General features: G+C 62.0%; 9 protein-coding genes. 6 read left to right on the top strand and 3 right to left on the bottom strand.

Annotated features, from left to right (window positions below; all coding sequences use genetic code 11):
* Positions 1 to 15: 15 nt before the first annotated feature.
* Both LAN64_11335 and LAN64_11340 read right to left on the bottom strand, forming a co-directional pair.
* The gene (locus LAN64_11335; protein ID MBZ5568430.1) at positions 16 to 1,110 is read right to left on the bottom strand and encodes a sugar kinase; all 1,095 of its coding nucleotides are present in this window, start codon (positions 1,108 to 1,110) and stop codon (positions 16 to 18) included.
* 85 nt (positions 1,111 to 1,195) lie between these two features.
* Positions 1,196 to 2,002, bottom strand: a complete 807-nt coding sequence (locus tag LAN64_11340) for an IclR family transcriptional regulator (GenBank protein ID MBZ5568431.1) — start codon at positions 2,000 to 2,002, stop codon at positions 1,196 to 1,198.
* Between the two features lie 468 nt (positions 2,003 to 2,470).
* Between LAN64_11340 and LAN64_11345 the strand changes: the two genes are divergently transcribed.
* Genes LAN64_11345 through LAN64_11365 form a run of 5 tightly spaced genes read left to right on the top strand, consistent with a single transcriptional unit; the run spans position 2,471 to position 9,460 of the window.
* Positions 2,471 to 3,775 (top strand): tagaturonate epimerase family protein, encoded by a 1,305-nt coding sequence (locus tag LAN64_11345; GenBank protein ID MBZ5568432.1) that lies wholly within the window; start codon positions 2,471 to 2,473, stop codon positions 3,773 to 3,775.
* 24 nt (positions 3,776 to 3,799) lie between these two features.
* Entirely contained in the window at positions 3,800 to 5,266 is a 1,467-nt protein-coding gene (uxaC, locus tag LAN64_11350; protein ID MBZ5568433.1) for a glucuronate isomerase, read from the top strand.
* On the top strand, positions 5,263 to 6,648 hold the full coding sequence (locus tag LAN64_11355) for a glycoside hydrolase family 88 protein (GenBank protein ID MBZ5568434.1): 1,386 nt from the start codon (positions 5,263 to 5,265) through the stop codon (positions 6,646 to 6,648). Before uxaC ends, LAN64_11355 begins: the two co-directional genes overlap by 4 nt.
* A gap of 15 nt (positions 6,649 to 6,663) precedes the next feature.
* Positions 6,664 to 7,836 carry a DUF4861 domain-containing protein gene (locus tag LAN64_11360; GenBank protein ID MBZ5568435.1) on the top strand — a complete coding sequence of 391 codons (1,173 nt, stop codon included), beginning with the start codon at positions 6,664 to 6,666 and terminating at the stop codon, positions 7,834 to 7,836.
* 25 nt (positions 7,837 to 7,861) lie between these two features.
* A complete protein-coding gene (locus LAN64_11365) occupies positions 7,862 to 9,460 on the top strand; it encodes a glycoside hydrolase family 28 protein (GenBank protein MBZ5568436.1) in 1,599 nt (532 codons plus the stop codon).
* A 75-nt stretch (positions 9,461 to 9,535) separates the two neighbouring features.
* Here the strand turns inward: LAN64_11365 and LAN64_11370 are convergent, their stop codons facing one another.
* Entirely contained in the window at positions 9,536 to 11,446 is a 1,911-nt protein-coding gene (locus LAN64_11370; protein MBZ5568437.1) for a M61 family peptidase, read from the bottom strand.
* A gap of 136 nt (positions 11,447 to 11,582) precedes the next feature.
* Between LAN64_11370 and tmk the strand changes: the two genes are divergently transcribed.
* Complete coding sequence (tmk, locus tag LAN64_11375; protein ID MBZ5568438.1) at positions 11,583 to 12,278, top strand: dTMP kinase; 696 nt, start codon at positions 11,583 to 11,585, stop codon at positions 12,276 to 12,278.
* Positions 12,279 to 12,586: the final 308 nt, after the last annotated feature.

Here is a 12,586-nt window from a genome sequence, read left to right on the forward strand (position 1 = left end):
TTGCCCACACGCCGCCTATCGAGCGACGCGTGCGCTCACGCCCTTCATTACTTTCTCGACTTCGGCCAGCGTTGCCATGGTGGTGTCTCCGGGGGTGGTCATGGCCAGTGCGCCATGCGCCGCCCCGCATTCGACAGCCCACTGGGGCTCGCGGCCGGTCAGAAATCCATAGATAAGGCCGGAGGCAAAGGAATCGCCTCCGCCAATGCGATCCAGGATCGCGAGATTCTCCCGATTCGTCGCGCGATGGAGTTTCCCGTCCCAAAAGCAGACGGCACTCCAGTCGTTGCTACTCGCCGACCTCACATGGCGCAGCGTGGTGGCAACCGCTTTGATCCCGGGAAAGGCGGCGACCACGCGCTCCATCATGCGGCAGAAGCTTGCCGGATCCAGCTTCGAAAGGTCTTCATCCAGGGCCTCGACTTCGAACCCCAAGGCGGCGGTGAAGTCCTCTTCGTTCCCGATCATCACGTCCACCAACGGAGCCAGTTCGCGATTGACTTTCTGCGCCGCCTTCTTGCCGCCGATGGACTTCCACAGGGACTCGCGGTAGTTGAGGTCATAGGAAACGACGACCCCGTTCTTTCTCGCCACCAGCATGGCTTCCTTGGCAACGCACGGCGTGGTTTCGGAAAGCGCGCTAAAGATCCCGCCGGAGTGGAACCAGCGCGCACCCTCGTGCGCAAAAATCTGGGCCCAGTCGATGGCGCCGGGCTTCAGCTGCGAAACCGCGGTGTGCCCGCGATCGGAGCAGCCCAGAGCCGCACGCACTCCAAATCCCCGCTCCGTAAAGTTGAGCCCATTCCGCACCGTGCGCCCAACCCCGTCGTACGGCACCCACAGCACATGCGACTGGTCCACGCCGCCTTGATAGATGAAGTCCTGGATCAGTCGGCCCACCGGGTTATCGGCGAAGGCGGTGACGATCGTCGTGTCCATTCCGAAACAACGCTTCAGGCCGCGGGCAACGTTGTATTCACCGCCGCCCTCCCAGGCACGAAAACCGCGGGTGGTATGAATGCGCGCATCCCCGGGATCGAGCCGGAGCATGACTTCTCCCAAGCTGACCAGATCCCACTTGCAACCGGCCTTGGGCCTAATCTGCAACATCAAATTGCCTTTCACCCGGCTGGGGTCGCATGGCGGAAGAAAAGCAGGTTCGCATTCCCTCCGTCATGCTGCCGCCCCAGCGGCCTCATGCTTTCGCCCTGAGGCGCTGCTTGGCAGGCTCCGCGGCCACGCGCACGCTGTAGCCAAGCTTTTTCGAAACGCCGTGGCAGGCCGCGATCAGCGCGTTCGCGACCTTGCTTTCATTTTCCAGAATCCGATGGACCGGCCCGGAGACGCTCATGGCCGCGATGGGCTGCCCGTACTGGTCGAAGACGGGCGCCCCGATGCAGGCCACACCGGGTTCGTTCTCCTCGTTGTCGATCGCATAGCCCCGCTGGCGCGTCAGTTCCAGCTCCTTGCGCACGGTTTGCAGGCGCGGCCGCGAAAGCCTGGCAAGATAGAAGAAGTAGGGAGAACGCGAATCATCCGCTCCCAGAAACGCCAACATCGCCTTTCCCATGGATGTCTGGTGAGCCGGCATGCGGCATCCCACGGTCGCGCTCATGCGGATCGGACGCGCGCTGTCCACAATCTGCAGGTAGAGAACGTTGCCGTCGTCGAGAACGCTGAGGTTTACCATCTCGTTAAAACGCTCGCGCAGTTCCAGCATCAGCGGGCGGGCGATTTCCTTGATGTCGCGCCGGACATGGGTGGAAAGCTCGAACAACTTGATGCCCAGCATGTACAGGCTGCCATCGGCGCTGCGCTCCACGTAACCACGCTCGGCCAGGGTGTGCAGCAGCCGGAACGTGCGGCTCTTGTTCAATCCGAGCTGCCGGCTGATTTCGTTCAGCGTAAGGCCTTCGCTGCCGGCAAAGACTTCCAGCAGATCCAGCGCCTTGGCGACCGCATCCACCACGTATTTGCCGGAGGTGGTTCGCGCTACTTTCATGTTTTATCTACTAAAATGCTGTTGCAATAGACAAACCGAGCGAGCACAGCCTGTCACCGGCGAGCCCGCTTGTCAAGCAGCATTCTTCCTTTGCTGGGACGATCGGAGGGCCCGTTTCGGGAACCCACTGACCGTGGCGCGTGGAGCCGGTTCTCTCGACCGCACCGCCGCCTGGCCGGTGAAGTCGTACAATGGCCCCGCTTTTGCAGACTGGCCACCGCCGACCGCGATGTCACCCGTGGTTGTGCCGCCGGCGAATTGGCTTGCAGGCTGCGGCATTGCATCGTCTCGGGCGGGCGCCTCCGGCCACACCGCGGACCAAGAAGGAGGTTGACACGCAACAGAAAACACGAAACTATTGTTTTGTCAATTGCAACATCGTTGTATTGTATAAAACGACTAGGATTCGCAGTAACTTGAGCGGCACCTCCGCAGATTTTTGCCCAGGCCGCTCCGCGAGGATCCCAGATGACCTCATCCGCCGCTCACTCCTTGGCGTCCTCCGCCGGCCTCCGCCTCGCGAGATGCTCCTTTGGCGTCGGCGACCGCTTTGCCCATCAAGCCCGGGCTCAGTTGCGCGCCTGCGTCATGGCTTCGCAGCGTGGCGTCGAGATCATTCCGGTATGGAACAAGTCGAACCGCGAACACCGCATTGTCGGTTCCAAGCCCGACAGCGTGCGCGCCGCCGCCGAAATCGCGGTCCGCGAGCTGGAATGGACCAGGCCTTTCCACGTGGACGCCGACCATATCAACCTCGACACGGTGGACGACTTCCTGCCATCGAGCGACTTTTACACCCTGGACGTTGCCTATGCCATCGGCAAGCCACCGCAGCCGTCGGCCATCGGCGCATTCATCGGCCGCCATCCTGAGTTACTGCGGCCCATAGAACTGCAAGCTCGCGGGTCCGTCCGGCCACTGTCGCCCGAAGGGTTGGCCGAGATCGCAACCAAGTACCTGTTCGCCACCCAGGAGGCGGGCAGGATTTATCGGCACATCGAGAGCGCGCTGGGAACCGGCGCCTTCATCACCGAAGTCTCGATGGACGAAACCGACACTCCCCAGAGTCCCGCCGAGTTGTTGGTGATCCTCGCGGCCCTGTCCGATGAGGGCATTCCCCTGCAAACGATTGCGCCGAAGTTTACCGGCCGCTTCAACAAGGGCGTGGATTATGTGGGAGACGTGGCGCAGTTTGAAGCCGAGTTTCGCAGCGACTTGGCGGTCATCGCTCATGCTATCGACGTCTACGGCCTGCCTGCCCAACTCAAGCTGAGCATCCATTCCGGCAGCGACAAATTCTCCATCTATCCGGCCATACGCCGCGCCCTGCGCGATACCGGGGCCGGCGTGCATGTAAAAACAGCCGGCACCACCTGGCTCGAAGAACTGGTCGGACTGGCGGAAGCTGGTGGAGATGGCCTTGCACTGGCGAAGGAGATCTACGCCGCGGCGTATGTACATCGTGATGAGCTGTGCGCTCCCTATGCAACCGTGATTGATATCAGCGCAGCGAGACTGCCCTCTCCGGAGCAGGTCAACGGGTGGTCGTCACAGCAGTATGCGGACGCTCTGCGTCACGACCCGAAGTGTCCCGAGTACAACCCCGATTTCCGCCAGTTGCTGCACGTTGCCTATAAGGTCGCCGCGAAGCTGGGCCGGCGCTATCTGGACATGCTGGTGGCGTGCGAAGACTCCATCTCGCGCAATGTGATCGCCAACTTGTACGAAAGGCATTTGACCCCGATTTTCCTGGCTGGGGACGCGTCAGCGTAGGCCCGCCAGCCCAGGAGGAGAGCAATGGGCTATATCCACGAAGATTTCCTTCTGCACTCGCAAGCCGCGAAGCGCCTTTATCACGGCTATGCCGAGCATCAGCCGATCTTGGACTATCACTGCCACCTCTCGCCCAGGGACATCGCCGAGAACCGTGGCTTTCGCAATCTTTTCGAAATCTGGCTGGAAGGCGACCACTATAAGTGGCGCGCCATGCGAGCCGACGGCGAGCCCGAGCGCTACTGCACCGGCGACGCCTCTGCGTTCGACAAGTTCCTGGCCTGGGCCCGCACCGTGCCGCACACGATTCGCAATCCGCTCTTCCACTGGGCTCATCTCGAACTCAAACGCTACTTCGGAATCGATGACTTGCTCGATGAACGCACCGCCCGCGAGATTTGGGAGAAGGCGAACGCCCAGCTTGCGGGAGAAAGCCTTCGCACTCAGGCCATCCTGAAAAAGTTCGCGGTGAAGGCCCTTTGCACCACGGACGATCCTACTGACGACCTCGCCTTCCACCAGCAGATTGCCGGCCGGCCATTCGGCACGCGTGTCTATCCCGCATTCCGGCCCGACAGAGCGCTCAACGTGCACCAACCCAGCCTGCTCAACTCGTGGATAGATCGCTTGGCTTCGGCCAGCAACATCGACATCGACAAGCTCGATAGCCTTCTCGCTGCCCTTCGCCAGAGGCACGATTTCTTTCACGCCATGGGCTGCCGTCTCTCCGATCATGGCCTGAACTACTGCTATGCCGATTTCTGTCCGGAATCGACGGCGGCCCGCATATTCGACAATGCCCGGGCGGGCAAGGCCGCTACGTCGTTCGAGCAGCAGCAGTTCGCATCATTCATGATGCTCTACTTCGGCCACCTCGATGCCGAAAAAGGCTGGACCAAGCAGTTGCATTTGGGTGCGCTCCGCAACGCCAATACCCGCCTGCTGCAACAACTCGGTCCCGACACCGGCTTTGACTCCATTGGCGACTGGCCGCAGGCTGAGGCGCTGGGCCGCTACCTTGACGCACTGGATCGCGAGAATGCGCTGCCGAAAACCATCCTGTACAACGTGAACCCGGCTGACAACTACGTCCTCGCGACCATGATCGGCAACTTTCAGGACGGATCGGTGGCCGGAAAAATCCAGTTCGGTAGCGGGTGGTGGTTCCTCGATCAGAAGGAAGCCATGCAATGGCAGATCAATGCGCTGTCCAACGCAGGCCTTCTGTCGCGTTTCATCGGCATGCTCACCGATTCGCGTTCCTTCATGTCCTATCCACGCCATGAGTACTTCCGCCGCGTCCTGTGCAACATGCTTGGGGCCGACATGGAAAGTGGCGAGTTGCCAGGCGATGAAGCGCTCATCGGGGGCATGGTGCGGAACATCTGCTTCGAAAACTCCAGGCAGTATCTCGGACTGGAACTCGACCAGGGCACAACCGAAGGCGCAGTCGCCGGCAAGCAGTTGGCGAAGTGCGGAGAACCGGCATGAGCGGAGCAGCGACCGTCGTCTTCGGAAGAGCGCTGCCCTTCGTACTGGCCGTCGCCATCGGCGCAATCGCACAGACGCCGACGACGGTTCCCCAGCAGCCGGGACGCAGCGATCCATCGTTCTCCGAACCTTCTCTCGCGCCGGGCGTGGACTATACCGTTCCCACCGAGGCCGAGATCAAGGCCACGCTCGATCGCATCCTTGCTCACTTCGTCGGCTCCACGCCGTATCGCATCATTGATTCCAGTACCGGCAGACCCATCGCCGACTTCTCCCATCCGGTGAAAACCGCCGAAGTCGATCTCAGCAACGGAGAGTTCAACGACTGGACCTACTCTACCGGGGTTGCGCTGGCAGGCATGTTGCACGTTTCCGATGTGACCGGGGATCGCCGCTACCAGGACTACGCGCTCAAGAACTTCGACTTCATATTCTCCCATCTCGATTACTTCCGCCGCCAGGCCCAGCAGTTTGGGCCGCGGCCGCGCGGCTATCGCCGTCTGCTGGCGATGCACGAACTCGATGACTGCGGCGCCATCGGCTTTGCTCTCATCCAGGCCTATGGGAAGAAGCCGGACCCACGCTACCGCGAGACCATCGACGTGGCTGCCGACTTCGTTTTCCACAGTATGATGCGCATGTCCGACGGCACTCTGGCGCGCCCGCGGCCGCAGCCGGTTTCCATCTGGACCGATGACATGTACATGAGCATCCCGCTGCTGGCGCAGATGGGACACCTCACGGGCGATGGCAAGTACATCGACGATGCCGCCCGGCAAGCCATCCAGATGTCGGCACGCGTCTTCAACCCCGCCAATGGGCTCTACGACCACGCCTGGTTTCAGGGAGTTGATCACGACCCCCGGTTCTACTGGGGCCGCGCCGACGGCTGGGCCCTGATGTCCCTGGCTGAACTTTTGAGCGTTATGCCGGACAATCATCCGGATCGCCCACGCGTGCTCGAGCTCTTCCAAGCGGGCATTCGAGGCGTCACCGAGCTGCAAGCCGGCAATGGCCTGTGGCACCAACTGCTCGATCGTACCGATAGCTATCTAGAGACCTCGGCATCTGCGATGTTTACCTTTGCCATTGCGCGCGGAGTGAATCGCGGTTGGCTCAGCCCGATCTATGCCCCGGTTGCGCAAGCCGGTTGGCAGGCCGTTGCCACGCGTGTGCGTGAGAGCGGAGAGATTGACGGCATCTGCGTTGGCACGACCGCTGCCTATGATGCCGTTTACTACTACAACCGTCCGACCAGTCTCCGCGCCATGCAGGGCTACGGCCCTACCCTGCTCGCCGGCGCGGAGATGATCCAGATGCTCCGCTCATTCGATGTCGAACGCAAGCTCAACACCTTTCATTACCGTCCGCGCCAGAAGTAGTAAGAGGAGCAGTACATGGCCCGCATTATTGGCTTATTGCTGATCGGCCTGAGCTTCTTGGCTGCCGTAAGTCCCGCCACGGCGGCTTCCTCATCCGCCACCGTCACAGTGAAGAACCCCATTGGTCTCGCTCGATCCTCCGAGACCATTGTCCTGGACGCTGCCGAGCTGCGGCGAATTCTCGGCGTCGATGACGTCCGGCGGGTCCATGTGCGCGATGCCCGCTCCTCGCAGGATCTGCTCGTTCAAGCTGTCGACTTGAACGACGACGGTACCCAGGACCAACTTCTGTTTCAGACCGACATCGGACCGTCGCAGGCGCTGAAGTTTGTTCTCACGGTTGGTGAAAAACAAATCGCCGCCCGTGAACAGTTCAAGGCCTACGGCCGTTTCGTGCGAGAACGCCGCGACGACTTCGCCTGGGAAAACGATCGCATCGCTCACCGCATGTACGGTGCGGCGCTGGAGACTTGGGCCCAGGAGCCGCTGACCAGCAGTGCGGTCGATGTGTGGAGCAAGCGCACTCGAAAGCTGGTGATCAACGATTGGTACATGGTGGACGATTATCACCACGATCACGGTGAGGGCGCCGACCTGTACTCTGCCGGCAGCAGCCGCGGCTGCGGCGGAGACGGCCTTTGGGCCGGTGGACAACTCCATCCGTCCGCCAACTTCCGCGATTCGCGCGTGCTCGCCAACGGGCCCATCCGCGTCATGTTCGAGCTTGTCTACCCGGCATGGCAGGCGGGCGGCGTACGCGTTTCCATGGTGAAGCGAATTACCCTCGATGCCGGCCAGAACCTTGATCGCTTCGAAAGCCACTACACCGTCGAGAGTGGCTCGGGCGAACTCACTGAAGCTACCGGCATCAGGAAATCGGCGGCGGTTCAACTGGCTTTTTCGCCCGACCTTGGCACGCTCCGTGCCTGGGAATCCCTGAAGGGCGATGATGGCCAACTGGGTTGCGCTGTCATCGTCGATCCCGCAAGCGTGATCAGTAAAGCGGAAGACAGCAAGAACTACCTTGTCACCGCGAAATTGCCGCCCGACAAGGTCGCTATCTATTACGCCGGCTTTGGCTGGAACAAGAGCGGCGACTTCAAAGGCCCCGAAGAGTGGGACCGCTACGTTGCCCAGTTCGCAACTCGCCTGCGCGCGCCGCTTCAGGTGTCGCTGGCGGTCCAGTAGCGCCCGCTGAAGGCAAGGGGGGAAGATGTCTGACGATAGCCCGCGTCGCGACTTCATAAGAGGCCTGGCAGCTGTCACCGCCGTAACCGTTCCAGTCGCAAGCGCGTACGGTGCGGAACGGGTTCCGGCTCCGCAGGGCTCTCGTACCTCGCTGTGCAGCATCCTCGACTTCGGCGCCGTTCCCGACGGCAAGACTCTGTGCACTGCGGCGATCCAGGCAGCAGTGGACACTTGTGCGAAGTCCGGCGGAGGCAAGGTCATCGTGCCGGCCGGCAACTTTCTCACCAGCGCAATCTTCCTAAAGAGCCACATGGAAGTCGAGATTCTGGCAGGTGCGACTCTCCTGTTCACCACCGACTTCAGTGCTGTACCTGCCATACAAGGGCGCTGGGAAGGGATCGATCGTACAACCTATGCCGCTTTGTTCACCGGGCTTGATCTGGAGAACGTCTCCATCACCGGCCGCGGCGTACTCGATGGACAGGGCGAAGCCTGGTGGAAAGCCTTTCGCCAGGACCGGAATCTGCGGCGCAAGCTGGGGCTCGAGGAGCGCGAACCGGAGAATCCTCCCGGATCCCTGCTGCAATGGGGCCGCCCGCGGATGATCAACCTCTTCCGCTGCCGCAACGTTCGGATCGCCGGCATCAGCATCGTCAACGCGCCCTCGTGGAATGTCCACCCGGTGCGGTGCGCTAACGTGGTCATCGACGGTCTCACCATCACCGCGCCCGAAAATTCTCCCAACACCGACGGTATCGATCCCGACTCCTGCCGCAATGTGCGCATCGCAAACTGCTACATCAGCGTGGGCGACGACTGCATCATTATTAAGTCTGGGTACAAATTCCGCGAGGATGGAATCCCCTGCGAGAATCTCACTATCACCGATTGCATCTTCGGCACAGGTCATGCCGGCGTGGGAATAGGCAGCGAAACAGCGGGCGGCGTGAGAAACGTTGCCATCAGCAACTGCGTCTGCGACGGAACCCAGCGCGGGCTACGCTTCAAGACCGCCAGGAGCCGCGGCAACGTCGTGGAGAACGTCCGCGCCTCCAACCTGGTGATGCGTCATGTCGGCGAGGCCGTGGTGGTCACCATGTTCTACACCGGGGGCGACCTTCACAAGTCCGAACCGGTCAACGAGGGTACGCCCCGGTTCCGCAACTTCCATTTCAGTGACATCTTCGCCACCAATGTTAAGAAGGCGGCAGTCATCGAAGGCCTTCCCGAGATGCCGATCGAAGAACTCAGTATCAGCAACTTCGCGGTCGAGAGTGCGGAAAGCGGCATTGCTTGTACCAACGCAATCGGCGTCAGATTCTCCGATGCCGTGGTGAATGCGGCGAAGGGACCGATGCTCGTTGCTGATACGGTTCACGACCTTGTCCTCAGCGGGGCGACCACGCGCAAGCCAAACAGCGGCGAACCCGTCGTTCGCCTGGAAAACGTTACCGACGCGGTGGTGCATTCCTGCACCGCTCCCGAAGGTACCAGCACCTTCCTCGAACTGAAGGGTGCGGCCAACCGCGACATCAGCTTGATCGGCAACCGCTTGAGCCGCGCTGCTGACGAGGTCGGCTTGGTCGACGGCGCCAGCGACAGCGCCATCGTCCAGCGAAGTTGAGATTTCAGGTGGAACAACCTCCCAAGCCTGCACAGCTCGCCGAATCGCCCGGGCCAATGGACTCACGACTGACAACTACTTCGCAGGCGTCTGGCGCGGCTTGATCATGTCGCCCAAGTAATCCGTTCTTGACGGGTCGCGCACCAGGTGCGGGTAGCGGTCCCCGTCGTGATAGTTCACGGAATAGGTCTTGTAGTATTCGGAATTTTCCACCAGCAACTGAATGGGCGCGGAGTCGTTCTTCGCCGCTTTGACGGCGTCGTGGAGCACTTCGGCCGAATACTTCCGCCCATTGACGGCGACGATGGTCATGCCCGGCATGATCCCGGACTGATACGCGGGCATGAAAAAGACGGAATCGGCGACGCGCCCGGTGCGGTTGAGGAGCAGGCCGAGGGAATAGCGCAAGTCGGCATCCCGCTCGATGGAATCGCGGGTGCGCTGCAGGCCGCTGGGCGTGTCGGTGTAGACCAGCTTCCAGCCGCTGCCCTCGAGGCCGCCGAGCGGGGCGTTGGGACCGACCGTGGCGACGCGGTCGAGGAGGAACTTGCGCCAGTCGTTGGGCGCGACCTGGTTGAGAGTGGAAACGACGTCGTCAATCGTGTACGGCTTCACGTTCGGCGCGACACCCGGCGGATTATCGGGCGGGCCGTAGAACAGCTTGGCGAAATCGTCCATGGATTTCTGGTTGTTGGTGAGGCGGCGAATGGTGGCGTCGACGTCCAACCAGATGAGGGCGCCTTCATCGTAGAAATCGACGCCGCGGCGCCAACTCGACCACTGCGGCGATGATTCGTAGAGGATTTGCGCGGCGACCGCGGTGTCCTCCAACGGGCGCCACTGCCGGCCGGGGCGATGCGCCAGCTCGGCGGCGAGCAGGGCGACGTTGTCGCGAAAATCGTCAGCCGACCAAATGCCGGAGCGCGCGGCCAGCAGCTTGCCGAAATACTGCGTCAGACCTTCGTACACCCAGAGCAACTCGCCTTTCATGGGCTGCTGGAAGTCGGGTGTGCTGAGCCCCAGCGGCCGACGGTACTTGCCGTTCCAGGAGTGGGTGTATTCGTGCGGCAGCAGATCGCCGAAAGCGACGCGGCGCAGGTTGTCATCAATGAGGGCGCGCTCGGAGACGCGGCTGTCGTTGGACTCGTGGTGCTCCAGGCCGAAGTGCGCGACGTGATCGCTGAGCGAGAGCAGGAAGTGATAATCGCGGTAGTGGCGCGCGCCAAACAGAGCGCCACCTTCGGCGACGAGGTTGCGCATCCGGTTCTGCACGTCTGGGCCGATGTCAACGGCGGCGGCGCTGTCGGCCGCCATGTCCAGCTCAGCCGGACGCGCTTCGCCTTCGGGCGACAGCGGCACGGAGCGGTAGTATTCGCCGGCGATGACCGGCGAGTCCACCAGCGTGGTCAGCGTGGCGGGCTGGAAGAGAGCCATATTCATCTTCTGGCTGTCGACACGCTGTAGCGTCCCAGACTGCGGCAGCGCGGTGCCGAACTTCCATCCTTGCGGCAGCGTTAGCGAAGCCTCGTACGTCAGTTGGTCGCTGGTAAATCCGGCGGGATAAAGGAGGAGTTGGTTCCAACTGATGACTGCGAGCTTGTCGGTGGCGCTGCCGCCGGCAGAGAAGCCTCCTTCGCCGGCGACGGGCGAGGCGTAGTCGAGCGCGATTTCGAGCTGGCTCACGCCCGCCGGGATGGTGAGGTGGTAGGTAAACATGTCCGCATCGTCGCGGCGCCAGGGAAGCGTCTGCCCACCGGCGCTGAATTTCAGGCCGACGCTGTCCACAATCGGGCCATGGGGCATGTGTTCGCCGGGAATCCACTTGGGGTAAAGCAGGGTGAGCGGTCCGGGTGTGACCGTCATGGTAAGGCGCGCGTGCAGAATCTTCTGCGCGGCCTGGGTGGCATCCACCGCGAGGGAGATGGTCGGCGGAAGCACTTTGGCAGGGGCGGCGGAGCGGCGCTGCGGCGCGGCAGCCAGGGCCATAGTAGAGGTTAAGAGCAGGCACCAAAGGACAAGACGAGGACGAGCCAAAATCATCAGTGCTCCCGGATGGAGTTACGTTTTGCGAGTACGCCCCCACTGGCGCGCCCGCCGCAGATGCTCGAAGCGCGATGGTATCATGGCGCGCGTGAGCGCACGAAAACGAGGCCGGTTCATCACCTTCGAAGGGTTGGATGGCTGCGGCAAAAGCACGCAATTGAAGCGGCTGGCGGAGGTACTGCGCGCCGAAGGCATCGAGGTGGTGGTCACGCGCGAACCGGGAGGAACGCCGATTGGAGAGCGCCTGCGCAGCATCGTGCTCGATTCGGCGACTTTGGGCCTGGCGCCGCGCGCCGAGCTGGCAATCCTGTTTGCGGCGCGCGCGCAACAGGCTTACGAGAAGATTTTGCCTGCGCTCAACGCAGGAATTTGGGTGCTGTGCGACCGCTTCACCGATTCGTCGGAGGCGTACCAGGGCGGCGGGCGCGGCCTGGGCAGCGAGGCGGTATTGACCATGCACTGGGTGGTGTGCGGCGATCTTCAGCCCGACATGACGGTGCTGATGGATTCCGATGTGGCCTCCAGCGTGGCGCGGGCGCGGCGCCGCAACCTGGCAAAGGTGGCAACCGCGCAGGGTGGCGAGGCCGACGAGAACCGCTTCGAGCAGGAGAACCAGGCGTTCTTCACGCGCGTGCAGCAGGCCTATCACGCCATCGCCAAACGCGAGCCGCAGCGCGTGCTGATGCTGGACGCGCGGCGGCCGGGGGATGTGGTGCATGGCGAGATTGTTGAAGTCGTGCGGCAAAGATTCCTGGGCGTGGCAAACTCGGCGTGATCCTATCCGGCAGCAACTTTCTTCGGCCTGCCGCCGAGCCGGCCATTCCTGCGCGAAGCCGATGTTTTGACCGCACTCCTGGACTTGCCTCCGGCCGCTCCCAAGCGTGCCGCCATCCACTGTCTCGAGCCGAAGAATCTTTCAATCAGCTATCACCTAACCCAAACGTCTAGCAGCCCGTGGTGCAAGTCTGGATTCGTGAGCGGAAAGTACTGAAGTATCCACAGGCATAGTTCGTAGAATGTCGCGCATGTCGATGGGGACGCGCAAGCAGCGGGAGAAGCAAGAGGACATCTGGATTGCGCACA

The organism is Terriglobia bacterium, from assembly GCA_020073185.1.
In the GTDB taxonomy this organism is placed as follows: domain Bacteria; phylum Acidobacteriota; class Terriglobia; order Terriglobales; family Acidobacteriaceae; genus JAIQGF01.

Excerpts from the sequence above, each read along its gene's own strand:
- uxaC (MBZ5568433.1), top strand. The coding sequence starts at position 3,800 with ATGGGCTATATCCACGAAGATTTCCTTCTGCACTCGCAAGCCGCGAAG.
- LAN64_11340 (MBZ5568431.1), bottom strand. The coding sequence starts at position 2,002 with ATGAAAGTAGCGCGAACCACCTCCGGCAAATACGTGGTGGATGCGGTC.
- LAN64_11335 (MBZ5568430.1), bottom strand. The coding sequence starts at position 1,110 with ATGTTGCAGATTAGGCCCAAGGCCGGTTGCAAGTGGGATCTGGTCAGC.
- LAN64_11370 (MBZ5568437.1), bottom strand. The coding sequence starts at position 11,446 with ATGGCCCTGGCTGCCGCGCCGCAGCGCCGCTCCGCCGCCCCTGCCAAA.
- LAN64_11345 (MBZ5568432.1), top strand. The coding sequence starts at position 2,471 with ATGACCTCATCCGCCGCTCACTCCTTGGCGTCCTCCGCCGGCCTCCGC.
- LAN64_11360 (MBZ5568435.1), top strand. The coding sequence starts at position 6,664 with ATGGCCCGCATTATTGGCTTATTGCTGATCGGCCTGAGCTTCTTGGCT.
- LAN64_11365 (MBZ5568436.1), top strand. The coding sequence starts at position 7,862 with ATGTCTGACGATAGCCCGCGTCGCGACTTCATAAGAGGCCTGGCAGCT.
- LAN64_11355 (MBZ5568434.1), top strand. The coding sequence starts at position 5,263 with ATGAGCGGAGCAGCGACCGTCGTCTTCGGAAGAGCGCTGCCCTTCGTA.
- tmk (MBZ5568438.1), top strand. The coding sequence starts at position 11,583 with ATGGCGCGCGTGAGCGCACGAAAACGAGGCCGGTTCATCACCTTCGAA.